General features: G+C 66.7%; 25 protein-coding genes and 1 tRNA gene. 11 read left to right on the top strand and 15 right to left on the bottom strand.

Annotated elements, in window-relative coordinates; translation table 11 throughout:
* Positions 1-2 precede the first annotated feature (2 nt).
* From LCI23_RS05590 to LCI23_RS05570, 5 genes are all read right to left on the bottom strand, one after another.
* Positions 3-1,649: a hypothetical protein gene (locus tag LCI23_RS05590; protein WP_224945170.1), complete on the bottom strand. Its 1,647-nt coding sequence runs from the start codon at positions 1,647-1,649 to the stop codon at positions 3-5.
* Positions 1,650-1,751: 102 nt separating this feature from the next.
* Entirely contained in the window at positions 1,752-3,170 is a 1,419-nt protein-coding gene (locus LCI23_RS05585) for a glycosyltransferase family 2 protein (protein WP_224945167.1), read from the bottom strand.
* Positions 3,167-4,144, bottom strand: a complete 978-nt coding sequence (locus LCI23_RS05580) for a HEAT repeat domain-containing protein (protein WP_224945165.1) — start codon at positions 4,142-4,144, stop codon at positions 3,167-3,169. The genes LCI23_RS05585 and LCI23_RS05580 overlap by 4 nt, the downstream gene beginning before the upstream one ends.
* A 64-nt stretch (positions 4,145-4,208) precedes the next feature.
* On the bottom strand, positions 4,209-4,967 hold the full coding sequence (locus tag LCI23_RS05575) for a YaiO family outer membrane beta-barrel protein (protein ID WP_224945163.1): 759 nt from the start codon (positions 4,965-4,967) through the stop codon (positions 4,209-4,211).
* On the bottom strand, positions 4,964-5,356 hold the full coding sequence (locus tag LCI23_RS05570) for a response regulator transcription factor (RefSeq protein ID WP_224945161.1): 393 nt from the start codon (positions 5,354-5,356) through the stop codon (positions 4,964-4,966). Before LCI23_RS05570 ends, LCI23_RS05575 begins: the two co-directional genes overlap by 4 nt.
* A 188-nt stretch (positions 5,357-5,544) precedes the next feature.
* On the opposite strand from LCI23_RS05570, the gene LCI23_RS05565 reads away from it, so the two are divergent.
* Both LCI23_RS05565 and LCI23_RS05560 read left to right on the top strand, forming a co-directional pair.
* Complete coding sequence (locus LCI23_RS05565) at positions 5,545-6,126, top strand: hypothetical protein (RefSeq protein ID WP_224945159.1); 582 nt, start codon at positions 5,545-5,547, stop codon at positions 6,124-6,126.
* 58 nt (positions 6,127-6,184) lie between these two features.
* Positions 6,185-6,553 (top strand): winged helix-turn-helix domain-containing protein, encoded by a 369-nt coding sequence (locus LCI23_RS05560; protein ID WP_224945158.1) that lies wholly within the window; start codon positions 6,185-6,187, stop codon positions 6,551-6,553.
* 96 nt (positions 6,554-6,649) lie between these two features.
* On the opposite strand, the gene LCI23_RS05555 is transcribed toward LCI23_RS05560, so the two are convergent.
* Positions 6,650-6,726, bottom strand: a tRNA-Pro gene (locus tag LCI23_RS05555).
* A 51-nt stretch (positions 6,727-6,777) separates the two neighbouring features.
* Positions 6,778-7,764, bottom strand: a complete 987-nt coding sequence (gene ispB, locus LCI23_RS05550; protein ID WP_224945157.1) for an octaprenyl diphosphate synthase — start codon at positions 7,762-7,764, stop codon at positions 6,778-6,780.
* 280 nt (positions 7,765-8,044) lie between these two features.
* On the opposite strand from ispB, the gene rplU reads away from it, so the two are divergent.
* The 7 genes from rplU (at position 8,045) to LCI23_RS05515 (ending at position 13,582) form a co-directional block, all read left to right on the top strand.
* Positions 8,045-8,356, top strand: coding sequence for a 50S ribosomal protein L21 (gene rplU, locus LCI23_RS05545; RefSeq protein ID WP_027865917.1), 312 nt, complete (start codon positions 8,045-8,047; stop codon positions 8,354-8,356).
* 43 nt (positions 8,357-8,399) lie between these two features.
* Positions 8,400-8,672, top strand: a complete 273-nt coding sequence (rpmA, locus tag LCI23_RS05540; protein ID WP_027865916.1) for a 50S ribosomal protein L27 — start codon at positions 8,400-8,402, stop codon at positions 8,670-8,672.
* A gap of 104 nt (positions 8,673-8,776) precedes the next feature.
* Positions 8,777-9,889: an Obg family GTPase CgtA gene (gene obgE, locus LCI23_RS05535; RefSeq protein ID WP_224945156.1), complete on the top strand. Its 1,113-nt coding sequence runs from the start codon at positions 8,777-8,779 to the stop codon at positions 9,887-9,889.
* A gap of 1 nt (position 9,890) precedes the next feature.
* Positions 9,891-10,301 carry a hypothetical protein gene (locus LCI23_RS05530; RefSeq protein WP_224945155.1) on the top strand — a complete coding sequence of 137 codons (411 nt, stop codon included), beginning with the start codon at positions 9,891-9,893 and terminating at the stop codon, positions 10,299-10,301.
* The gene (gene proB / locus LCI23_RS05525) at positions 10,298-11,428 is read left to right on the top strand and encodes a glutamate 5-kinase (RefSeq protein ID WP_224945154.1); all 1,131 of its coding nucleotides are present in this window, start codon (positions 10,298-10,300) and stop codon (positions 11,426-11,428) included. Before LCI23_RS05530 ends, proB begins: the two co-directional genes overlap by 4 nt.
* Before the next feature lie 156 nt (positions 11,429-11,584).
* On the top strand, positions 11,585-13,165 hold the full coding sequence (locus tag LCI23_RS05520) for a methyl-accepting chemotaxis protein (RefSeq protein ID WP_224945153.1): 1,581 nt from the start codon (positions 11,585-11,587) through the stop codon (positions 13,163-13,165).
* 54 nt (positions 13,166-13,219) lie between these two features.
* A complete protein-coding gene (locus tag LCI23_RS05515) occupies positions 13,220-13,582 on the top strand; it encodes a nuclear transport factor 2 family protein (RefSeq protein WP_224945152.1) in 363 nt (120 codons plus the stop codon).
* Here LCI23_RS05515 and nth read toward each other — a convergent pair.
* Positions 13,579-14,271 carry an endonuclease III gene (gene nth, locus LCI23_RS05510; RefSeq protein WP_224945150.1) on the bottom strand — a complete coding sequence of 231 codons (693 nt, stop codon included), beginning with the start codon at positions 14,269-14,271 and terminating at the stop codon, positions 13,579-13,581. The two genes, LCI23_RS05515 and nth, sit on opposite strands and share 4 nt — an antisense overlap.
* Positions 14,271-15,011 (bottom strand): electron transport complex subunit RsxB, encoded by a 741-nt coding sequence (gene rsxB / locus LCI23_RS05505; protein ID WP_224945148.1) that lies wholly within the window; start codon positions 15,009-15,011, stop codon positions 14,271-14,273. The genes nth and rsxB overlap by 1 nt, the downstream gene beginning before the upstream one ends.
* 135 nt (positions 15,012-15,146) lie before the next feature.
* Here rsxB and LCI23_RS05500 point away from each other — a divergent pair, with 135 nt between their 5' ends.
* The gene (locus tag LCI23_RS05500; RefSeq protein WP_224945146.1) at positions 15,147-15,482 is read left to right on the top strand and encodes an RcnB family protein; all 336 of its coding nucleotides are present in this window, start codon (positions 15,147-15,149) and stop codon (positions 15,480-15,482) included.
* Positions 15,483-15,537: 55 nt separating this feature from the next.
* On the opposite strand, the gene LCI23_RS05495 is transcribed toward LCI23_RS05500, so the two are convergent.
* The 4 genes from LCI23_RS05495 to LCI23_RS05480 all read right to left on the bottom strand — a co-directional run bounded on the left by LCI23_RS05495 (position 15,538) and on the right by LCI23_RS05480 (position 20,258).
* On the bottom strand, positions 15,538-16,773 hold the full coding sequence (locus LCI23_RS05495) for a polyhydroxyalkanoate depolymerase (RefSeq protein ID WP_224945144.1): 1,236 nt from the start codon (positions 16,771-16,773) through the stop codon (positions 15,538-15,540).
* Positions 16,774-17,027: 254 nt separating this feature from the next.
* The gene (locus tag LCI23_RS05490; RefSeq protein ID WP_224945141.1) at positions 17,028-18,125 is read right to left on the bottom strand and encodes an NAD(P)/FAD-dependent oxidoreductase; all 1,098 of its coding nucleotides are present in this window, start codon (positions 18,123-18,125) and stop codon (positions 17,028-17,030) included.
* Positions 18,126-18,280: 155 nt separating this feature from the next.
* Positions 18,281-18,604, bottom strand: coding sequence for a ferredoxin FdxA (gene fdxA / locus LCI23_RS05485; protein ID WP_224945139.1), 324 nt, complete (start codon positions 18,602-18,604; stop codon positions 18,281-18,283).
* 205 nt (positions 18,605-18,809) lie between these two features.
* Positions 18,810-20,258, bottom strand: a complete 1,449-nt coding sequence (locus LCI23_RS05480; protein ID WP_224945137.1) for a hypothetical protein — start codon at positions 20,256-20,258, stop codon at positions 18,810-18,812.
* 151 nt (positions 20,259-20,409) lie between these two features.
* On the opposite strand from LCI23_RS05480, the gene LCI23_RS05475 reads away from it, so the two are divergent.
* Positions 20,410-20,691, top strand: a complete 282-nt coding sequence (locus LCI23_RS05475) for a polyhydroxyalkanoic acid system family protein (protein ID WP_224945135.1) — start codon at positions 20,410-20,412, stop codon at positions 20,689-20,691.
* Positions 20,692-20,714: 23 nt separating this feature from the next.
* Here the strand turns inward: LCI23_RS05475 and LCI23_RS05470 are convergent, their stop codons facing one another.
* Entirely contained in the window at positions 20,715-20,969 is a 255-nt protein-coding gene (locus LCI23_RS05470; RefSeq protein WP_159696209.1) for an acyl-CoA-binding protein, read from the bottom strand.
* A 159-nt stretch (positions 20,970-21,128) separates the two neighbouring features.
* Positions 21,129-21,485 (bottom strand): FKBP-type peptidyl-prolyl cis-trans isomerase, encoded by a 357-nt coding sequence (locus LCI23_RS05465; protein WP_224945133.1) that lies wholly within the window; start codon positions 21,483-21,485, stop codon positions 21,129-21,131.
* Positions 21,486-21,662 lie beyond the last annotated feature (177 nt).

The raw sequence follows: 21,662 nt of genomic DNA, 5'->3' as shown, positions 1-21,662 counted from the left end.
GCCTAGCGCATCCCGTGCAGCGCGATGCCGGCAAACCCTGGCCAGGCGCTGAAATCGGCCTCCAGGCGCGGCAGCAGCGCGCGCAGTGCCGCCGTGTTGCCCTGGAAGCTGGTGGCCGACCCATCGATCCGCCGGGTGGCGGCCAGCCGGAATGGCCGGGCACCCGGGATGGCGCGCGGCTCGCGCAGCAGTGCCAGTACCGTTTGGCCGCCGAGCTCGAACAGCAGCATGTCCCCCGCGCTGCCGGGCTCGGCGGGGTGGTAGCGGCGCTCGGTCAGGGCCGCCACCGGCCCGGCCTCAAGGGCGATGCGCACCCGCTTGCCATGCGCGGCGCCCCAGTCGAGGAACGGCATGGCGAACTCCACGATCTGGTCGGGCGCGGTGCGATAGTCCATGACCGTGATGCTGTCGGCGCTGCGCGCCAGCGTGTCGAGCAGTGCGCGCTTGCCGGCCCACCAGAACGGCAGCACGAAGTCCAGCGGCAGTTCGCCAGCGGCATTGCGTAGCGCCGCGGCGGTGGCCAGGTATGCGCGTTCCAGCCGCGCCGGCGCCAGCACCTCCGGCCCAAGCAGGTAGGGCTCGATGTCGAACTGCAGGCTGGCCAGGCGCGCCGCCGGCGCCGCCTCCCGGTTGTAGCGCGCCACTGCCCAGGCGCGGGCGGCGCTGGCTGCACGTTCAGACGGAAGCACCATGTGCGGATCACCTTCGACCGCGCTGACGGCAATCCCGCGCGCGCGTGCGCTGCGCACGAAGGCGGACAGCGCCGCGGGCTCGCGCACCCGGCCGCCGGCGATCGGCACCGTGACGAACAGTTCGCGGATGCCTTCGCTCACCGCCCAGTCGAGCAGGGCGGGGCCGCGTCCGCGCCAGTCGCGCGCTTCCCAGATCCAGGTCGCGCGTGGCGCCGGCCGCTGGTCCGCCGCGCCGGGCGTGGGTGCGAGCGCCAGTTCGCGCAGCTCCAGGGTGGCCGGACCATCGGGACAGGCCAGCACGAAATGGCGCCAGCCGGCGCGATCGAGTCCGGATGGCAGCGCCAGGCGCAAGGACGTTTCAGTGCCGGCCGCGTCGAGGAATCCCAGTTCGAGCGCGGTTTCGCGCGCGGCCTGCGCGGCGTCCGCGGCGCGCCAGGCGAACCGCCCCTGGCCCGCGAAGCGCAGGCGCAGCGCGCCGCGTAGCAGCGGCAGCCGCCAGGGGCCGGAAAGCAGCACGCCGGCGGGGCGGATACCGGCCTCGCAGCGCAGGTGCAGCCGTCCATCCTCGAGGCGGGCCCGCACCCGCTCCTCGCTGCCGTAGGGTGTGACGCGCATGGCGTCCAGCAGGTTGCGGTGCAGCGGCATGGGCCCCGGGGCCGCGGGCGGTGCGGAACTGTCGGGTTGCACCAGGATCTGCTCGCTGACCGCGAAGCCGCCGTCCTGTTCGTCGCCGTGCAGCAGGATGGCGCGCGCGGTGTGCGCCTGCGGGCCGGGTGCGTGCAGCGCTTCGATGCGGGCGTCGCCCAGCGCCAGCGAGCTGCACCCGGCTGGGGCTGGCCGTTCGGTCACGACGAAGCGCAGCTTGCTGCCGTCGGCGGCCGGCGCGCTGGCCAGCGCCGGAGCGGGTACCGCCGCCGCCGGGCACAGGTGCAGGTAGGCGCTGTGGGCGGGGCTCATGGGGATCAGCGCCAGCAGGGAAAGCAGGCAGGCAGGGCGCAGACGGGAAGGGCGCAGGCAGGACATGGCGCTAGCCTAGCGCACATGCCGCTGGCGCCGCGCTCATTTCCCGGCGCCGCTTTGCCAGTTGCCCTTGCGCCGCATTGCTCCCCATGTCGATTCCTTCTGCATGGCCCAGCGGTACAGGCCGGTCAGGCGCCAGACCGTGTTGAGCTGGCGGTAGCCGAAGTTTTCCAGAATGACGATGCCCGCCAGGGCGAGCAGTTGCTTGTTGCGCGGATAAAGGTGGAATGACATTTCTTCCAGCAGCAGGCCGGAGGCCGACAACAGGATCCCCATGCCGATGGCGACGAACAGGAAGGCGCCGAAGGCCTGCCAGGAGATCGCGCCGGTGCAAAAGGCGATCAGCATGAAGACATAGCCACCCAGTTCGATCAGTGGGCCGAGCCATTCGAAGGCGAGCATGAAGGGAAACGCCAGCCAGCCCGGCACGCCGCCGTTGCGCGACAGCGGCAGGCCCCAGTTGGCGTTGAGGCTTTCGGCCAGGCCGCGCTGCCAGCGGATGCGCTGGTTCTTCAGCGTGCGCATGTCTTCCGGGGCTTCGGTCCAGCAAACCGGGTCGGGAACGAACTCGATCCGGTAGGGCTGGCGGCGCGCGCGCAGCTGGCGGTGCATGCGCACCACCAGTTCCATGTCTTCGCCGATGGTATCGACCCGGTAGCCGCCGGCCAGCACCACCGCGTCCTTGCGGAACACGCCGAAGGCGCCGGAAATGATCAGCATGCCGTTGAGCGAGGACCAGCCCAGGCGCCCGAACAGGAAGGCGCGCAGGTATTCGACCACCTGGAACATCGCCCACAGATTGGTGGGCAGCCCGACCCGGGTCAGGAAGCCGCCGCTGACCTCGCAGCCGTTGGCGATGCGCACGGTGCCGCCGGTGGCGACCACGGTGGCGTCGCGCAGGAAGGGTTCGGTCACCTTGGCCAGGCTGTCGCGCTGCAGGATCGAATCGGCGTCGACTCCGCAGAACAGCGGGTAGCGCGAGGCGTTGATGCCGGCGTTGAGCGAGTCGGCCTTGCCGCCGTTGAACTTGTCGATCACGCGCAGGTTCGGGTAGCGCGTGGAGCGGTAGATCTGGCGCACTTCCCTGGTGGCGAGCTGGCGCCGGTAGGCTTCCGGAAAGGGCAGCAGGCCGAACTCGCGCTGCAGCACCTCGAGGGTGGCATCCTTCGAGCCGTCATTGATGACGATGATCTCGAATTCGGCATAACTCAGCTGCAGCATCGAGCGGATCGAGGCGGCGATGGTGGCTTCCTCGTTGTAGGCCGGGACCAGGATGCTGATCGGCGGCTCCAGCCCGGAATAGGCGCGCGGCAGCTCGCTCAGGAACTGCTCCTCGCCCCGGCGGCGCAGGCTGCGCAGGGCGAACAGGTTGAGCAGCAGGTAGCCGCCGTTGAGGGCGATGAAGTAGGCCAGCACGAACCACGTGGCCCAGGTGACCAGGGTCTGGTAGACGCTCATGTGGGGCTCCCTTCGGCCATGACCTGGGCCAGCATGTCGGACGCGAAGCGGTCGGTCAGCGCGGCTTGCAGCGCGGCGAGCTCGGCACGGTGCAGGGCCGGCAGGTCGCGCAGCGCCTCGGCGGCGCGGTAGCGTACCCACCACTGCGGATCGCGCAGCAGCGCGGCCAGGCGTTCGGCATCTTCCCGTTCACCCACCCGCCCGAGGGCGCGGGCGGCCTGGACCCGCACCTGCCAATCCTGGTGCGCCAGCAGGCTGCGCACCTGCGCGACGGTTTCCGGCGTGAGCACGTTGCGCAGCGCCGCGAGGACCACCGGCACCGCGGGACTGTCCAGCGCCGCTCCCAGCACGGCGGGCGGGAGCGTGAGGCGCAAGGCTTCGGCGATGCGCAGCGCGCGCGGCAGTTTTGTTTCGTCGAGCGTGGGCAGGAGCCGTGCCAGCACGCCGGCGGCCGGCGCGCTGGCCTGCTGCAGGATGCCGGCCACGTGCGACAGCGCCCAGTCCTCGCGTTCGATGAACAAAGGCGTCAGGTAGCCGGCGGCGGCCTCGGGATCGATCCGCACCAGCGCCCACAGCGCGGTCAGCGACAGCGTACTGTCGGTATCGGTGGCGAGCTCCAGCAACCCGGGCCAGGCGCGCCGCTCGCGCAGGTGGCCCAGCACGAGTGCGCCGAGCAGGCGCGCGCTGCGCGGGCCGCGCGCCAGCATCGCCAGCGCCTCGTCGTCCAGGCGCAGGCGCCGCGCCAGCGTGTTCAGGGTCTCGCCGGCCTCGCCGCGCACCGAGCCCTGCAGGTGCACCCACAGGCGCAGGAAGGGCTGGCGGTCGCCAGGCGGCAGGGGCGGGAGGCCGGCGCCGTCCTCGGCCGGCAGTTCGCCGACGACGGCGGCATTCAGGACCGGACGCCAGCGCGCCAGCGCTTTCGCTTCGGCGGCCTGGCGGCGCCGCAGTCCGACCCGCATCAGGACGATCTGCAAGCTCAGCACCAAAGTGAGCCCGAAGGCACCCAGCCCGGCCCAGACGGCCGTTGCGATGAATGGATCAGAAAGCGTATTCGATACCGGCATTGATGCCCTTGCGCGTGTACAGGCTGCCCTGGCGCGTGTAGCTGGCCCCCCAGCTGAGCGCCCAGCGCTGATCGAACCAGTGGCGCCCGAGCACCGCCAGGGAGCGCACTTCGGTGAGCACCACGCCGCCCGGCACGCTGGCCGCTTCCTTGCCGGCGGCGGCGATCAGGCCCACCGAGTCGCGCTCGCCGTAGTAGCGGTTGGCGCGCAGCTCGACGCCATGCGCGGTGGCCCCGAAGGCGCGCGTCGGCCGCCATCCCAGCATGACGCTGTAGCGGTCGATGTAGTGCTCCAGTGCGAACTGGTAGCCGTTGACGGTGGCGCTGTCGTAGCTGCTGCTGCGGGCGCCGCCGTGGACCAGCCAGCGCGGCGCGAATTCGTATTGCAGCGCCGCGCCGGCGAAACGGCGCGCCAGTACCCGGTGGGTAGGGCTGGCGCCGGCGTCAAAGGTGGCGGTCAGCGCGCTTGACAATGGCAGCGTGAGGCTGGCGGCAACCTGGCTGTCATGCAGGCCGAAGCGGTGCACGTCGGCCACCGACAGCTCGAGCAGCTGGCGCGGCGCGAAACGCAGCTGCAGGGCGGCCATGCTTTCGCGCCAGTCGGGGCTGTCGTTGCTGAGCTGTTCGGTGGCGCCCGACAGGCGCAGGCGGGTGTCGGTGGCGAAGGCGGGCGCGGCCAGCGCGGACAGCAGGGCCAGCGCCAGCGGCGCGGCCAGGCAGGAGACGCGCCTCATGCCGGCACCGGAAGACAGCGCCGCACCCGCGCCAGCAGTTCGTTCGGCTGGAAAGGCTTGATGACGTAGTCGTTGGCGCCGGCATCGAGGGCGCGTACGGTGTCGCGTTCGGTATTCTTGGCCGTCAGCATCAGGACCGGAACAGCGGACCAGGCGGCCTGCTCGCGGATGAGGCGCACCAGTTCAAAACCGTCGACAAAGGGCAGCATCACGTCGAGCAGCACCAGGCCTGGCGGGGCGGCGCTGATGATATGGGCGGCGGCGGCGCGGCCATCGGCCAGGTGGGTCACACTGTAGCCCTGGCGCTCGAGCATGAAGCTCAGTACCTGGGAAATATTCTCGTCGTCTTCCACGACCAGCACGCTTGCCGAAACTTTATCGCTATTCATTGAAATCAAGAAACACTGTGAGAGTCACAGTATAGCGTTCACGGCGCCGCTTTTGCGCGTGCGCGACCGTGAGGTGACGCCATTGACGATGCCCGCCGATTCTTTATCGGCACAGTAGCCTCCGGACAAGGATGTGTTACTGTCTCGCAACTTACCATCCGGCCTTTCGACGCTTTTGTTTTTCCAAGATGAACCAGCCCGTCACCGCTTTCCGACTGAATCTCTACATGGTGCTGGGCACGATGTTCCTGCATGGCCTGGTCATGCTGGCCAACGAGCTCTTTTTCCAGCGGGCGGAATTCGTGCAGGGTATCGGCTGGATCTATCTTCCTGCCGGTACCAGGTTGCTGTGCACACTGCTGTTCGGGCGGGCCGGCGCACTGGGTTTGCTGATCGTGGGCTGGTTCGCCTGTTACTGGTACTACTTTCCGGGCGATGCGGTACGCGCCACGACCGGCGCCATGGCCGGCGCCATCGGTCCCTACCTGATCTACCTCATTGCGCGGGAGCGCTATGGTTTGCAGGCTTCCTTGACCAACCTGACTCCCCGCCGGCTGTTGCTGTGCGCCCTTGGATGCGCGCTTGCCAGTCCGCTGTTGCATCACATCTGGTTTTTCGTCCATGACGACGCACTCCACTTGCCTGGTTTCCTTGTCATGTTCGTCGGCGACCTGGCCGGCGCGCTGATCGTCCTGTACACGGCCAAGTGGCTGCTTTCGCTCGTGCGCAGGCAGGCCACGTCTCGGCGAGAGGATCGGACGGTGTGTTAACATTCACAACCGTGATTGTCAGTTGGCCTGGCAACATCAGGATAATCCGCATCCGCCCATGACGACTCCGAAACGACCTGCCGATATCTACCTGCGTTTCCTGCAGTTGGCCGAAGCCTTGAGAGGTTTGCCGTCCTTGCCGCCACTCGATCCCCTCGAGGAACGCATATTGGCCATCGTCGCGCGCGCGCGCCAGGAAGAGGGACGCCTGTCGGTGCGCGACATGATGGCAAAGCACGAACTGGGGGCGCCGGCCACCGTGCATTCGCGCCTGAAATCGATGCGCGAGAAAGGCTGGCTGATGCTGACCGATACTGAAGACGCGCGCCGCAAGCAGATCGAGCTGACGCAGGCTGCGCTGCTCCACTTCGACAAGCTGTCGACCTGCCTGGTGCAGGCAGCCGCGCAATCCGACCGTGTCGCCTGATCGATCAGGGACCTTGCCGTGAAGAAGGGCAGGGTACACCAGGGCAGGCAACAAAAAAGCCAGAGCAACACATGGTTGGTCTGGCTTCTGAATTCGTGGTCGGGGTGAGAGGATTCGAACCTCCGGCCTCTACGTCCCGAACGTAGCGCTCTACCGGGCTAAGCTACACCCCGACTATTTGAGATTCGTTTCCGAAATCTCGGGAAGGCATTACTATAGTTGGCTCAATGGTTCCTGTCAACAGCGAAACTGCAGAGCTGCAGCAGGCTCGCCTTGTAGGGACTGTCCGGCAATCCGCTAATCGCCTCGGCCGCGCGCGCTGCGGCCTGCTCGGCCTGCTGGCGGGTATAGGCCAGCGCGCCGCTCGCGCTGACGGCCGCCAGCACCGCTTCGAACTGCTCGCCGTCGCCTTGTTCGATGCAGTTGCGCACCAGCTGGCGCTGCGCCAAGCTACCGTTTTCCATCAGCCAGATCAGTGGCAGGGTGGGCTTGCCTTCGCGCAGGTCGTCGCCCAGGTTCTTGCCGATCTCGGCGGCGTCGCCGGCGTAGTCCAGCACATCGTCGATCAGCTGGAACGCGGTGCCCAGCGAGCGGCCGTATTCGCCGGCCGCTTCGATCTGTGCGTCGTCGGCGCCGCCCACCAGTGCGCCCAGCTCGGCAGCGGCCTCGAACAGCTTGGCGGTCTTGGAGCGGATCACCTTCAGGTAGCTCTCGCGGGTCACGTCCGGGTCGTGCATGTTCAGCAGTTGCAGCACCTCGCCTTCGGCGATCACGGTGGTGGCGCGCGACAGGATGCTCATCACGCGCATGTTGTCGAGGCTGGTCATCATCTCGAACGAACGCGAGTAGAGGTAGTCGCCCACCAGCACCGAGGCGGCATTGCCGAACAGGGCATTGGCCGTCTGGCGCCCGCGCCGCATCGAGGATTCGTCGACCACGTCATCGTGCAGCAGGGTCGCCGTGTGGATGAACTCGACCACCGCCGCCAGTTCGTGGTGGGCCGTGCCCTTGTAGCCATAGGCATTGGCCAGCAGCAGCACCAGCACCGGCCGGATCCGCTTGCCGCCCGCGCTGATGATGTACTCGGCGATCTGGTTGACCAGGCTTACTTCTGATTGCAGTCGCTGCCGGATCACCGTGTTCACGGCCTCCATGTCGGTGGCGATCGATTGGGCGATGGTGTTCTGGGCGTGTTGGGTAGCGGCTGACAAGGCGAACCTGCAATATAAACAGTGGTGTTGGTAAGTGCGGCGATTATACGACATGCAAGGAAAGGGCGCCCCAATGATGACTTTCAGACAGGGAAATGGACGCGTCGCATGGCCTGTGCCGCTTTCCATGCGTGCAGCATGCAACACCGGGCGGAGAAATCGCAGGGCGCTTTTGACGCACTGCAGCGGCTTATGTATAATCCCCTGTTCCCCGGCATCCGAACAGCTCAGCGTCTCTGGCGCCGGCGGGATTTTTTTAACATTTGATGAGGTTTCAATCATGTACGCGGTCATAAAAACCGGTGGCAAGCAATACAAAGTTGTCGCTGGCGAAAAACTCAAAGTAGAACAGATACCTGCTGACATTGGTTCCGAACTCACCATCGATCAAGTTCTCGCGCTCGGCGCGGGCGACAGCATCAAGTTTGGTGCTCCGCTGGTCGAAGGTGCCTCGGTCCTGGTGAAAGTTGTTTCCCACGGTCGCCACGACAAGGTCCGCATCTTCAAGATGCGCCGTCGTAAGCACTACCAGAAGCGTCAGGGCCATCGCCAGAACTTCACCGAAATCCAGGTGGTGTCGATCAACGGCTAATCGCCGTTCGATTCACCAAGTTCATTCATCAAGGAGCAAATAAATGGCACACAAAAAAGGTGGCGGTACTACCCGCAACGGCCGTGACTCAGAAAGCAAACGCCTTGGCGTGAAAGTCTACGGCGGCCAGGCGATCAACGCCGGCGGCATCATCATCCGTCAACGCGGCACCCCGGTGCGCGCTGGCACCAACGTCGGCACCGGCAAGGATCACACCCTGTTCGCGCTGGTCGACGGTACCGTCAAGTTCGTCAAGCAAGGCGTGGGCTCGAAGCAGTTCGTGACCGTCGTTGCCAACGAAGCAGTCGCTGCTTAAGTAGCTACTCGCGCCGCTCGACGCGGCGCTTCTTTGCAAGGCGCAAGCCTTCCATCGAAAGGCTCTGCCCACGGTAGGGCCTTTTCTTTTTATCGGTCACCATCATGAAGTTTATCGACGAAGCAAGAATTGAAGTCATCGCCGGCGACGGCGGCAACGGGTGCGCCTCGTTCCGCCGCGAGAAGTTCCGCCCCTTCGGCGGCCCGGACGGCGGCGACGGCGGCAAGGGCGGCTCGATCTACGTGGTGGCCGACCGCAACATCAACACCCTGGTGGACTTCCGCTATTCGAAGACCCACCACGCCCGCAACGGCGAACCGGGCCGCGGCTCGGACTGCTACGGCAAGGGCGCCGAGGACGTCACCCTGCGCATGCCGGTGGGTACCCTGATCATCGATGACGTCAGCGGCGAGATCATCGCCGACCTCACCGAGCACGGCCAGACCGAACTGCTGGCCAAGGGCGGCGAGGGCGGCTGGGGCAACATCCACTTCAAGACCTCGACCAACCGCGCGCCGCGCCAGAAGACCGAGGGCAAGGAAGGCGAGCGCCGCACCCTGCGCCTGGAACTGAAGGTGCTGGCCGACGTGGGCCTCTTGGGCATGCCGAACGCCGGCAAGTCGACCTTCATTACCGCCGTGTCGAACGCCAAGCCGAAGATCGCCGACTACCCGTTCACCACCCTGCACCCGAACCTGGGCGTGGTGCGCGTGTCGCACGAGAAGAGTTTTGTCATCGCCGACATCCCGGGCCTGATCGAAGGCGCGGCCGAAGGCGCGGGCCTGGGCCACCAGTTCCTGCGCCACCTGGCGCGTACCGGCCTGCTGCTGCACATCGTCGACCTGTCGGGCTTCGATGCCAAGGCCGACCCGGTCAAGGAAGCCAAGGCCCTGATCAAGGAACTCGAAAAGTACGACGAAGAGCTGCTGAACAAGCCGCGCTGGCTGGTGCTGAACAAGCTCGACGTGGTCGATGAAGCCGAGCGCAAGAAGATCGTCAAGGACTTCGTCAAGCGCATGGCCTGGAAGGGGCCGGTGTTCGAGATCTCGGCCTTGAATCGCGAGGGCTGCCAGGACCTGGTCAACGCGATCTACCTGCACCTCGAAGAAAAGCGCACCAGCGAGCAGCGCGCCGAAGAAACCTCGATGACCGAGGAAGCGCGCGGCATCAACTCGATCGACCCCGACGATCCCCGTTTCAAGATCCTCGAAGACTGAGTTGGCCGCATTGTCAGTCAGTCGCAGCGGGCTGCGCGGCCAGCTGCTGCAAGTGCTCGCCACCGCCAGCTCGCTGGCGGCGCTGGCGGCCATGCTCGATCCCGACCGCATCGCGTCGGCGATGGGCATCTTTCTCGTCGGCGTGAATGGCTATAGCCAGTTCTACGCCGTCTACGTGGGCATGCGCCTCGCTACCGCGATGCTGGCGCTGCTGGCAGCAAGAAGCGGCGACCAGCCACTTCTCGTCGACCTCACCGCATTGTTCCTCCTGGCCCAGCCGGCCGGGCGCCTCGTCGCCGCTTTCGCGATCGGGCTGCCAAAGGGGGTATTATTAGCAGTCTGCGCGGTCGAGTTGTTGGCAGGACTTTCCCTGCTGGCCTTACGGCCGCGAGGAAAATTCCTGTCGCCATGAACTCAGTCCCCCACGCCGCACTCCAGCAAGCTTCCCGCATCATCATCAAGGTCGGTTCCTCCCTCGTCACGGACGAGGGCAGGGGCCTGGACCATGCCGCCATCGCCCGCTGGGCGGCCCAGATCGCCGCGCTGCGCGCCATGCGCAAGGAGGTGGTGCTGGTCTCGTCCGGCGCGATCGCCGAAGGCATGCTGCGCCTCGGCTTTACCAGGCGTCCCACCGACATCCATGAACTGCAGGCCTGTGCGGCGGTGGGCCAGATGGGCCTGGCGCAGATCTACGAGACCAGCTTCCACGGCCACGGCGTCAAGACCGCCCAGGTGCTGCTGACCCACGCCGACCTGGCCGACCGCGAGCGCTACCTGAACGCACGCTCCACCCTCACCACGCTGCTGCGCCTGGGCGTGGTCCCGATCATCAACGAGAACGACACGGTGGTCACCGACGAGATCAAGTTCGGCGACAACGACACCCTGGGCGCGCTGGTGGCCAACCTGATCGAGGCCGATGCGCTGGTGATCCTGACCGACCAGCGCGGCCTGTTTTCAAGCGACCCGCGCAAGGATCCGTCCGCGCGCCTGGTCGCGCAAGCCCAGGCGGGCGACCCGCAACTGGAAGCGATGGCGGGCGGGGCGGGATCAAGCATCGGGCGCGGCGGCATGCTGACCAAGGTGCTGGCCGCCAGGCGCGCGGCGCGCTCGGGCGCCCATACCATCATCGCCTGGGGCCGCGAGGAAGACGTGCTGCTGCGCCTGGCCAACGGCGAAGCCATCGGCACCCAGCTGAGCGCCCCGACCGGCCGCCTGACCGCGCGCCGGCAGTGGATGATCGACCACCTGCATACCACCGGCGAAGTCGTGATCGACGCCGGCGCGGCGCAGAAGCTGACCCGGGAGGGCAAGTCGCTGCTGCCGATCGGGGTGGTGGCGGTGCGCGGCGAATTCGGACGCGGACAGGTCATCACCTGCATCGACGAAGCGGGCCAGCCGCTGGCGCGCGGGCTGACCAACTACACCAGCAGCGAGGTGCGGCGCATCATGCGCCATTCGTCGGCCGAGATCGAACGCATCCTGGGGTATGTCGAGGGACCCGAACTGGTGCATCGCGACAATTTGGTGCTTCTATAAGGCAGTGCGCACCACCATGGGGCGCACGTTGTTGATGAGCTACACGGAATCCGGGTCAATCGCAGGACGGTGATACGTAGTTTTGCCTGGCAGTTACAAAATACGTAAACTACCGGGCAGCTATTGTTTGTCATCCTGTCCATTCGAAAGCCGTCCATGAAACTCAGTCGTAAACTCCCCCTCGGCTTTGCCGCCGTTACCCTGGTCGTCGCCTGTGCAGGATTCTTCGGCATGAGCCAGATGAACAATGCGCTGGATATGTATAACGCCGCCGTGCGCCAGTCCACCCACGCCGAGGGCGTGGAAAGTCTGCTCGCGCATTTCCGCCTGCAGACCCAGGAATGGAAGAACACCCTGTTGCGCGGCAAGGATCAGGAGCAGCGCGCCAAGTACTGGAAGGCCTTTCAGAAGAGTGAAGCCGACGTTGCCAAGGCAGTGCAGGAGCTGGGCGCCGCGATCCCGGCCGGGGAGGTGCGCGAGCTGCTGGCGCAATTTGGCCAGGCCCATGCGAAGATGGGCGAAGGCTACCGCCGCGGCTTCGCCGCCTTTACCGCTGCCGACTTCGATGCGGCGGCCGGCGACCAGGCGGTCAAGGGCATGGACCGGGCGCCTGCCGAGCTCCTGGTGAAGGCCCAGCAGGCGATGAGCAAGCAGACCGTCGCCACCGCCCGCGACGCCGATGCGGTCGGCAAGCGTGCCACCCTGGTCAGCTATTTCCTGATGCTGCTGGGCGCCGTCGCCGCCGTCGTGGCGGGCATCTTCATTTCGCGTTCGATCACGCGTCCGCTTGGAGCAGCCGTCGAAGTGGCGCAGAGCGTCGCCTCGGGTGACCTGCGCACCACGATCGAGGTGCGCGGCGACGACGAAACCGGCCAGCTGCTGCAGGCCCTGAACGACATGACCGGCAGCTTGCAGGCCATCGTTGCCCAGGTGCGCAGCGGCACCGAGACGATTGCCGTGGCCTCCGACCAGATCGCACGCGGCAACCAGGACCTGTCGAGCCGCACGGAGCAGCAGGCTGGCGCGATCGAGGAAACCGCTTCGTCAATGGAAGAAATCACTTCGACCGTCCAGCAGAACGCCGACAATGCGCGCCAAGCCAACCAGCTCGCCATCTCGGCCTGCGAGGTCGCGGCCAGGGGTGGACAGATGGTGGAGCAGGTGGTCGGGACCATGGCCTCGATCAGCGACTCCTCGCGCAGGATCGTCGAGATCATCAGCGTTATCGACGGCATCGCCTTCCAGACCAATATCCTGGCGCTGAATGCGGCGGTGGAAGCGGCGCGTGCCGGCGAGCAGGGCCGCGGTTTCGCGGTCGTCGCGGGCGAGGTGCGCAGCCTGGCGCAGCGCTCGGCGACAGCGGCCAGGGAGATCAAGGAGTTGATCAACGATTCGGTGGCGCGGGTCGATGCCGGCAACCGGCTTGCGGCCGAGACCGGCGCCACCATGGAGGACGTTGTCGCCAGCGTACGCCGCGTGATGGACATCATCGCCGAAATCAGCACCGCCAGCGCGGAGCAGGGTGCCGGCATTGCCCAGGTCAATGTCGCCGTCGGCGAGATGGATACCGTGACGCAGCAGAACGCTGCGCTGGTGGAAGAGGCCGCGGCAGCTGCGCAGGAGCTGCACGACCAGTCGCAGGCGCTGAACGAGGTCGTTGCGGTGTTCAAGCTCGAGGCCGGGCGGCCGGCGCGCAAGGCGCTTCCGGGCCGCGCGCCTGCGCGCCTGAGCGCTTGACGCTAAGATGAACGACGCGCCAGGCCTGGCGCGTTTTTATCGACCCCGGAGACCATGAACCCGATTTCTCCCCTCGCTGTCGTCCAGGCGCAGCTCGACGCCTACAATGCCAAGGACCTCGACGCCCTGATGGCTACCTATGCGCCCGACGCGCAGCAGTTCGCGCTGCATGGCGCGCTGCTGGCGCAGGGCATTGACCAGATTCGCCCGCGCTACCAGGAGCGCTTCCTCGAGCCCGACCTGCACGCGCGCCTGTTGACGCGCTCGGTCGTCGGGAACTTCGTCACCGACCTCGAGATCGTGACCCGCAACTTCCCGGAAGGACGCGGTACGGTGGAGATGCTGTGCGTCTATGAAGTGGTCGACGGGCGCATTGTGCGCGCCTCGTTCGCCACCGGGGAACAGCGCCTCGGTTAGCCGAGTTCGGCCGCCTGGCTGGCCAGGCCGGCCGCCGGATCCATCACCCCGCCTGGCGCCGGCGTCTTGTCCTTGAACTCGCACAGGTCATTGATCAGGCAGTTCCAGCAGCGCGGCTTGCGCGCCACGCAGGTGTAGCGCCCGTGCAGGATCAGCCAGTGGTGGGCATCGATCAGGAAGTCCCTGGGCACGAACCTGAGCAGCTTCTGCTCGACGATGTCGACGTTCTTGCCCGGCGCGATCTTCGTGCGGTTCGACACCCGGAAGATGTGGGTGTCGACCGCCATGGTCGGCTCGCCGAAGGCGGTATTGAGCACCACGTTGGCGGTCTTGCGGCCCACGCCCGGCAGCGCTTCGAGCGCCTCGCGCGAGCGCGGCACTTCGCCGCCATGCTGCTCCACCAGGATCCGGCAGGTCGCCATGACATTGGCAGCCTTGGTGTTGTACAGGCCGATCGTCGCGATAGTGGACTTGAGTTCCTCCAGGCCCAGGTCGAGGATGGCCTGCGGGGTATTCGCCACCGGATACAGGCGGCGCGTCGCCTTGTTCACGCCGACGTCGGTCGACTGCGCCGACAGCAGCACCGCGATCAGGAGTTCGAAGGGTGTGGTGAATGCCAGCTCGGTGGTCGGCTTCGGATTGGCGGCGCGAAAGCGCGTGAATATTTCTAAACGTTTGGCGGAATTCATCAGTTTTGCTCAGGTTTCCCCGGCGCCGTTCCGGATGCCGTCGCAGGCGCATTCGCGGCCGCCTTCTGGCGTGCCCTTTCCATCGCGGCCGCGATGATCGCGCGCTTGCGCTCCTTTTCCGCCAGTTCTTCCGGCGTATTGGCCGCCTCCGCCGTCACCGCGCGCATCTTTTCCAGCGCCTTGGCGGCCAGGCGCGCATCGTTCTCTTCCTTTTCGCGGCGCAGGCGCGCGCTGCGGAAGTCATGGCGGTCGCGCGCCGCGTCGGCGGCCTCCTGCGACCAGGCATCCCAGCCGGTGCGCTCGCCCGTCACCGGGACCATGGCGATGCAGTCGACCGGGCAGGGCGCCACGCACAGGTCGCAGCCGGTGCACAGGCTGGGCAGGATGGTGTGCATCTGCTTGGCCGCGCCCAGGATCGCGTCCACCGGGCAGGCCTGGATGCACAGCGTGCAGCCGATGCACAGCGACTCGTCGATGAAGGCGACCGGGCGCGGGCGCTCGATGCCGTTGGCCGGATTGATCGGGATGACCGGGCGCCCGGTCACGCTCGACAGTCGCCGCACGCCCTCGAGGCCGCCCGGCGGGCACTGGTTGATCTCCGCTTCGCCGCGCGCGATCGCTTCCGCATACGGACGGCAGGCGGGATAGCCGCACTTGGTGCATTGCGTCTGCGGCAGTACGTCTTCGATCAGGTCGGCGAGGGTCTTGGTCACGGTGCGGGGCAGCGGTAAAAGCGCCATTATCCGCCAAATCCGCGGGCGGCGCGACCTGGCCGCGGCGGACGGAGGGAGGCGGGACGGGTCTGCGTGCTGGAGCGAACAGACCGCCGCATCGGCGCGTGGTGTACTGGCGGCTCGACGCTGAGAGGAGCTCACATGAACAGACTCATTGCAACGGCGCTGGCCGCTGCCGTGCTGGCCGGTGGCGCCGCGGCCCAGGCCCACCAGCGCGCGGACCAGGAAGCCCGCGCCCAGCAGCAGGCCACGATGGCCAGGACCGGACCTTACCGCAGCGTGGCCGCCAGCGGCCAGCTGCGCAAGGGTGAACAGCTGCCGTCGCGCTACCGCACGCATCACTACGTGGTGGAGAACTGGAAGACGCATCGCCTGAGCGAGCCGCCGCCCGGGCACCAGTGGGTGCAGGCCGGGAAGGACTATGCGCTGGTGGCGATTGCCACCGGGGTGGTGCAGCAAGTGCTGGTCGGGCGCTGAACCGGCCTGCGTTCAAAGCAATACCGGAGCCATGGCTCCGGTATTGCTTCTTCATTCACGCATGCTTGCGGATGAACTCACCGATCTTCGGGCAGATGATCTCGCGCCAGCGGCGGCCCGAGAAGATGCCGTAGTGGCCGCACTTGGGCGCCACGAACTCCTGGTGCATCTCGGGCGGGATGCCGGTGCACAGGTCGTGCGCGGCGCGGGTCTGACCCAGGCCCGAGATGTCGTCCAGCTCGCCCTCGACGGTGAACAGGGCCACCGTCTTGATGTCCTGCGGACGCACCAGCTGGCCGCCGACTTCCCAGGTGCCCTTCGGCAGGCGGTGTTCCTGGAACACGGTCTTGATGGTCTCGAGGTAGTACTCGGCCGGCATGTCGAGCACGGCGTTGTATTCGTCGTAGAACTGGCGGTGCGCCTCGGCCGAATCGTCGTCGCCGCGCACCAGGTGCTGGTAGAACTCGCGGTGGCTCTGGGCGTGGCGGCCCGGGTTCATGGCGATGAAGCCGGCGTGCTGCAGGAAGCCGGGATAGACCTTGCGTCCGAAGCCCGGGTAGTTGCCTGGCACCGAATAGATCACGGTATTCTCGAACCAGGAGAAGGGCTTCTCGACGGCCAGGTCGTTGACCGCGGTGGGCGACTTGCGCGGGTCGATCGGGCCGCCCATCATGGTCATGGTCTTCGGCAGCTTCGGGTCCTTGTTGGTCGCCATCAGCGCGATCGCGGCCAGCACCGGCACCGTCGGCTGGCACACGGAAATCACGTGCACGTCCGGGCCCAGGTGGCGGATGAAGTCCTGCACGTAGTAGATGTAGTCGTCGAGGTGGAACGGACCCTGCGACAGCGGCACCATGCGCGCGTCGATCCAGTCGGTGATGTAGACGTCGTGTTCGACCAGCAGTGCGCGTACGGTGTCGCGCAGCAGGGTGGCATGGTGGCCGGACAGCGGCGCCACCACCAGCACGCTCGGCTGCTGCAGCGCGGCGAAGGCCTGGTCGCTCAGGTCCTTCTTGAAATGGAGCAGCTTGCAGAACGGCTTTTCAACGACCGTGCGTTCCATGATGCCGACGTCGGCGTCGCCGATGCGCACGCTCTTGATGCCGAAGGCCGGCTTTTCGTAGTCCTTGCCGAGCCGGTACATCAGTTCGTAGCCGGCGGCGATGCGCTGCGCGAAAGGCGTGTGCGCAAAGGGGGAAACGGGATTCGAGAACAGTTTCGAGGACGCATCGGCCCACTGCATGAGCGGGTTCAGGAAGGAGCGTTGCATCTCGTGCAGTTGGTAAAGCATAAATATTCCTTCGTGGGGAAAGGCGCGTCGCACTGGTTGCGCGGGGCTGCGTTCGATTATAGGGGATAGCGATTTACTTGTGGAAACAGTCGTTTTCACTTCCCGCGGATACAGCTCACTTGTAGCATATTTGTGCAGTGCGGCTCGGTGAGGCGGACCACATAAGCAGGTAGGTCCTGTCCGACAGCGCAGCGCGCCAAAGAAAAATGCCGCCGGGCTTGCGCCGGGCGGCATTTTTTACCAAGCGGTAAAAATCAGTCGAAGACCGGGGTCTCGACGCCGAGGATCTTGTGCAACTTCGGCGAGGTCGTCGTGTACTGCATGTGGATCTTCTTGTCCGGGAAGATGTAGGGCGCGGCGCCGAAGGCGGCCAGCGCGGCTTCGTGGAAGCCCGACAGGATCAGCTTCTTCTTGCCCGGATAGGTGTTGATGTCGCCCACCGCGAAGATGCCCGGGACATTGGTCTCGAACTTCTCGGTATCGACCACCTTGAGCTGCTTGCGCTCGATGTCCAGGCCCCATTCGGCGATCGGACCGAGCTTGGGCGACAGGCCGAAGAACACCAGCAGCATGTCCAGCGGCACGCGGCGGGTGACGCCGTCGGCGCCGGTGACCTTCACTTCGGTCAGCTGGCCTGCCTTTTCTTCGAAGCCGGTGACCTGGCCGATGATCAGCTGCATCTCGTACTCGTCACACAGGGCCTTCATCTTGGCGACCGAGGCCGGGGCGGCGCGGAAGTCCTCGCGGCGGTGCAGCAGCACGACCGACTCGGCCTTGCCGACGAAGTTCAGGGCCCAGTCGAGGGCCGAATCGCCGCCGCCGCAGATGACCAGGTTCTTGCCCTCGAACAGGACCGGGTCCTTGACGCGGTAGAACAGCTGGGTGTTCTCGAACTTCTCGATACCGTCCACCTTCATGGTGCGCGCCTGGAACGAGCCGACGCCGGCCGCGATGAAGATGGTCTTGGTGATGAACCGGGTGCCCGTCGAGGTCTCGACGTTGAAGCGGCCGTCTTCGCGGCGCTGCACGGTGGTCACTTCCTGGCCCAGGTGGAAGGTCGGCTCGAACGGCTCGATCTGCTTGAGCAGGTTGTCGGTCAACTCCTGGCCGGTGCACACCGGCACGGCCGGGATGTCGTAGATCGGCTTGTCCGGATACAGTTCCACGCACTGGCCGCCGACGGCCGGCAGCGAATCGATGACGTGGGCCTTGATCTCGAGCAGGCCGAGTTCGAAGACCTGGAACAGGCCGACCGGACCGGCGCCGATGATCACGGCATCGGCATCGATCGCGCCGGCGAACGAGCTGTTGGGAGCGATGCTGCCCGCTTCGTGGGAGGCACTGATAGTCATGCGCTTGTCTTTCTGTTGAATTGGGTAGGGACGGTAAGGATGGGTAAAGGATGGGTCAGAAGCGGACGATGGCCGCTAGTGTGCCATGATCGGGGAAGCCGCGCAGGAAGCGCGCCCGGGTAGGCAGGGCCGCGCGGGCGCGGCCCTGATCATGGTCAGCGCGCCAGCTGATCCAGCTTGTCCTTGACGTCTTTCCACTCGTCGGCGTCGGGCAGCGCCGGCTTGGTCTTGGTGATCGACGGCCAGAAACGCGCGAGGTCCGCGTTGAGCTTGATGAACTGCTGCTGGTCCGACGGCACGTCTTCTTCCGCGTAGATCGCGTTCACCGGGCACTCGGCCACGCAGACGGCGCAGTCGATGCACTCGTCGGGGTCGATGGCGAGGAAATTCGGGCCTTCCCGGAAACAATCTACCGGGCATACATCGACGCAGTCGGTATAGCGACAACGGATGCACGATTCGGTGACAACGTGGGTCATAACAGTCCTATTAGTTGGTGTAAGTGTCGCGGCACCGGGCGCAACAAGGGCCGGCGGGACTTGCAAAGCACTGTATTTTAGGGCAATTCGGGCTTTCCTACAAATCAGTCTTATACACAATATATATAAGCAAATGTAGGCGATGGTGGCGCGCCGCAGGACGCCGCGGCGCGTGGCGGGATCGGGCGCAGGCGCGTCCGCCGCCTCAGGCGGGGGCGGTGGCGGCGGGCGGCACGGCCAGCTGCAGCGGCGCGGCTGCCGCCACGGAGGACGAGGCATCCTGCGGCAACGCGCAGGCACCGGGACGGCCGTTCGCCGCGCACCAGCTGGCCAGCTCGCGCTCCTCGAGGGCGAGCACGCGTTCGACCCGGCGGTATTCGGGCAGGTTCATGGTGCCGCAGCAGGCATGCCGGTCCTGGCGCGCGCCGGGCGCATCGCAGACCTTCGGTGCCACCGGCGTGCCCGGTGCCCACGGTGCCATGGCGGCTGCGGCATCGATGACCTGGCGCCGCGCGAACTGGGCCCGGATGAAGGCGCCATAGATGGCCGGCTTGCCGTCTTCCTGCACCAGGCGCAGCATGGCGTTGACCACGTCGACGTAGGCGGCGGCGCGCTCCGGCGCGGCGATCAGGGCGCGCAGCAGCAGTCCGCGCAGGTAGGCCGCGACCCGGTGCAGCACGGCGGCATCGTCGTCCAGGGCCGGATTGCGCTCGTGCTCGAACATGTCGGCCAGCACGTCGTACACGGCGCCCGTGAACACCTGCGAGATCGCGTGCACCTCAGTGCCGGCCTCGGCCAGGGTCATGTCCTGGTCGGCATTGCGCAGGCCGCCGCCTTCGCCCAGCACCGCGCCGAACTGCTCGGCGATGTCGGCCAGGTAGCTGCGGTCGTGCAGGCGGGCCTTGGTGTGGGCGACGATGGCCTCGCACTGGTCGAGCTGGGACAGGGCCAGGAAGATCGCGGTCAGGTCGCCGAAGGCTTCGTGCAGGCCGCCGGTCTGGGGCGGCGCGTCGGCCAGCAGCCACTGCGGCTTGAGACCGTCGAGCACCGCGTGCGCGGTCTCGTGGGCCACGATGTCGAACGAGCGGCAGGTGTAGACGCGCGCGGCGGCGTCCGGCGCCGCGCCGCGTTCCCGGCTGTCGGGCAGGAAGTGGCCGAACTTCAGGCAGGCCTGGTGCCGGCTGTAGTAGGCGTTCATCACGTTCGGCAGGCCGTGCGGATAGACCGCCAGCGGACGCGTGTCGCTGCCGCTGTTCCATTGCCAGGGCAGGGGCATGGCCAGGCCGGCGGCCAGCAGGGCGCGCTGGTACATGGTGAGGGTCTGACGCACCACGGCGAAGGTGTGCACGGCGTCGAACTGCGCGGTGTCGGGGCGCGGCAGGAAGTCGCCACGCGTGTCCGGCTCGACCGCGGCGATGCCGGGGCTGCCGGGCGCGATGCGGGCGTCGCGCGGGCCGGCCAGTACCGGGCCGGGCAGGTAGGCGCTGCGGGTGCCGATCTCGCCCACCGTCGGGTCCTGCTTCCACATCAGCACGCGGGCGCCGAAGTCATGCGGCGGCGCGGCCGTGGCGGCGGGCGTGGGCAGGAAGCGGACCGGGGCCTGGCCGGCCTGCTGCGGGTCCGGGCCGTCCGGAAAGAGGGTGTCTGCGTCCATGGAAGCTCCTTGCGAAGTGAGGGCGGACTCCATGGTCGCGCGCTCTGCTGTATGGACATTGAGTATGCTCAATTGCCAAGCGGACTGGCCGACTCCGCCGCCAGCTGGCATCATGGCGGATTGTCTTTTTCAAGAAGAAGGATCGTCGAGCATGTCGGAAATTCGCATCGTCCAGGAACACAGCCTGAACCCGGAACAGGCGCGCGCCGCGGCCCAGCAGGTGGCGCAGCGGATCGCCGCCGAGTACGGGCTGGACTGCAAGTGGGACGGGGACGTGCTGCGCTTCGGGCGCAGCGGCGTGGAAGGAGACTTGAGCCTGGAAGACCAGCGCGCCGCGCTGCGCATCCGGCTTGGGGTGTTCATGGGGGTGTTCGCCCCGGCCATCGAGGCCAAGGTGACGGACAAGATGCGCAAGGTGTTCGCGCCCGCGTGAGCGGGCGCCCGCCCTGCGTGCACTCAGCCCTTCAGTTCCTCGATCAGGTCGATGTACTGCTGCATCGCGTCTTCCTGCGAAGTGCCCTTCAGGGCGGCCCAGGCGTCGAACTTGGCGCGGTTGACGAAGTCGGTCATGCCGGGACGTTCGCCGGTGGCGTCGCCGCTCGCGCCCTGCTTGTACAGCGCATAGATCTTCAGCAGGGTCATGTTGTCCGGGCGTTCCGGCAGGTTTTTCGATTCGGCCTGGGCCTGGGCGAACTGTTCTTGCAAGCTCATGGATGCTCCTCGTGTCTGGTTGCGTTAGCAAGGGGAAATTGCAGGGGGCGATCTTAGCGCAGGCGGGGCGTGTTCACGGCCAAACGGGCCGAACTTTAGAGGGGACGCTCGGGCAGGGAGGCAGGCCGGCCGGGCCGGCCGGCCACCCGGTATGGCGGATCAGACGGCGAGCAGCTCGACGTCGAAGATCAGGGTCGCGTTCGGCGGGATCACGCCGCCGGCACCGCGCGCGCCGTAGCCGAGGCTGGCGGGGATGGTCAGGCGGCGCTGGCCGCCGACCTTCATGCCCTGCACGCCTTCGTCCCAGCCGCGGATCACGTGGCCGGCACCCAGCGCGAACTGGAACGGGTCGTTGCGGTCCTTGCTCGAATCGAACTTGGCGCCCTGGCTGCCGTCGTCGTTGCGCAGCCAGCCGGTGTAGTGGACGGTGACGTGCTGGCCGGCCTTGGCTTCGGCGCCGCTGCCGACGACGGTGTCTTCGTATTGCAGGCCGGAATCAGTGGTAATGGTGGACATGGTTTTCCCTGTTGTTCAAGTTGAACGGGGATTGTAGTGCATGCTTCGCGGCCGCGCCAAACGGCGCAGGCTGGCGTGCCATGCGTAGAATGTGAAGATCGACAAGCATCCAAGGAGCCACGATGTCCCCTGCCAGTGTTCCGGCCATTGCCCGCATCAGCCTGTGCCCGTGCCGGG

Source organism: Massilia sp. MS-15, from assembly GCF_020176695.1.
Lineage (GTDB): Bacteria > Pseudomonadota > Gammaproteobacteria > Burkholderiales > Burkholderiaceae_D > Telluria > Telluria hydrophila.
The sequence above is the reverse complement of the archived record's forward strand: the minus strand, read 5'-3'. Positions and strand labels throughout refer to the sequence as shown.

What these genes read in the sequence shown, in the direction of transcription:
- LCI23_RS05560 (WP_224945158.1), top strand. Translation starts at nt 6,185, where the DNA reads ATGACGACTCCGAAACGACCTGCCGATATCTACCTGCGTTTCCTGCAG.
- LCI23_RS05590 (WP_224945170.1), bottom strand. Translation starts at nt 1,649, where the DNA reads ATGAGCCCCGCCCACAGCGCCTACCTGCACCTGTGCCCGGCGGCGGCG.
- LCI23_RS05465 (WP_224945133.1), bottom strand. Translation starts at nt 21,485, where the DNA reads ATGTCCACCATTACCACTGATTCCGGCCTGCAATACGAAGACACCGTC.
- rplU (WP_027865917.1), top strand. Translation starts at nt 8,045, where the DNA reads ATGTACGCGGTCATAAAAACCGGTGGCAAGCAATACAAAGTTGTCGCT.
- LCI23_RS05520 (WP_224945153.1), top strand. Translation starts at nt 11,585, where the DNA reads ATGAAACTCAGTCGTAAACTCCCCCTCGGCTTTGCCGCCGTTACCCTG.
- LCI23_RS05565 (WP_224945159.1), top strand. Translation starts at nt 5,545, where the DNA reads ATGAACCAGCCCGTCACCGCTTTCCGACTGAATCTCTACATGGTGCTG.
- rsxB (WP_224945148.1), bottom strand. Translation starts at nt 15,011, where the DNA reads ATGGCGCTTTTACCGCTGCCCCGCACCGTGACCAAGACCCTCGCCGAC.
- LCI23_RS05495 (WP_224945144.1), bottom strand. Translation starts at nt 16,773, where the DNA reads ATGCTTTACCAACTGCACGAGATGCAACGCTCCTTCCTGAACCCGCTC.
- nth (WP_224945150.1), bottom strand. Translation starts at nt 14,271, where the DNA reads ATGAATTCCGCCAAACGTTTAGAAATATTCACGCGCTTTCGCGCCGCC.
- fdxA (WP_224945139.1), bottom strand. Translation starts at nt 18,604, where the DNA reads ATGACCCACGTTGTCACCGAATCGTGCATCCGTTGTCGCTATACCGAC.
- LCI23_RS05585 (WP_224945167.1), bottom strand. Translation starts at nt 3,170, where the DNA reads ATGAGCGTCTACCAGACCCTGGTCACCTGGGCCACGTGGTTCGTGCTG.
- obgE (WP_224945156.1), top strand. Translation starts at nt 8,777, where the DNA reads ATGAAGTTTATCGACGAAGCAAGAATTGAAGTCATCGCCGGCGACGGC.
- LCI23_RS05475 (WP_224945135.1), top strand. Translation starts at nt 20,410, where the DNA reads ATGTCGGAAATTCGCATCGTCCAGGAACACAGCCTGAACCCGGAACAG.
- LCI23_RS05480 (WP_224945137.1), bottom strand. Translation starts at nt 20,258, where the DNA reads ATGGACGCAGACACCCTCTTTCCGGACGGCCCGGACCCGCAGCAGGCC.
- LCI23_RS05490 (WP_224945141.1), bottom strand. Translation starts at nt 18,125, where the DNA reads ATGACTATCAGTGCCTCCCACGAAGCGGGCAGCATCGCTCCCAACAGC.
- proB (WP_224945154.1), top strand. Translation starts at nt 10,298, where the DNA reads ATGAACTCAGTCCCCCACGCCGCACTCCAGCAAGCTTCCCGCATCATC.
- LCI23_RS05570 (WP_224945161.1), bottom strand. Translation starts at nt 5,356, where the DNA reads ATGAATAGCGATAAAGTTTCGGCAAGCGTGCTGGTCGTGGAAGACGAC.
- LCI23_RS05515 (WP_224945152.1), top strand. Translation starts at nt 13,220, where the DNA reads ATGAACCCGATTTCTCCCCTCGCTGTCGTCCAGGCGCAGCTCGACGCC.
- LCI23_RS05500 (WP_224945146.1), top strand. Translation starts at nt 15,147, where the DNA reads ATGAACAGACTCATTGCAACGGCGCTGGCCGCTGCCGTGCTGGCCGGT.
- rpmA (WP_027865916.1), top strand. Translation starts at nt 8,400, where the DNA reads ATGGCACACAAAAAAGGTGGCGGTACTACCCGCAACGGCCGTGACTCA.
- LCI23_RS05470 (WP_159696209.1), bottom strand. Translation starts at nt 20,969, where the DNA reads ATGAGCTTGCAAGAACAGTTCGCCCAGGCCCAGGCCGAATCGAAAAAC.
- LCI23_RS05575 (WP_224945163.1), bottom strand. Translation starts at nt 4,967, where the DNA reads ATGAGGCGCGTCTCCTGCCTGGCCGCGCCGCTGGCGCTGGCCCTGCTG.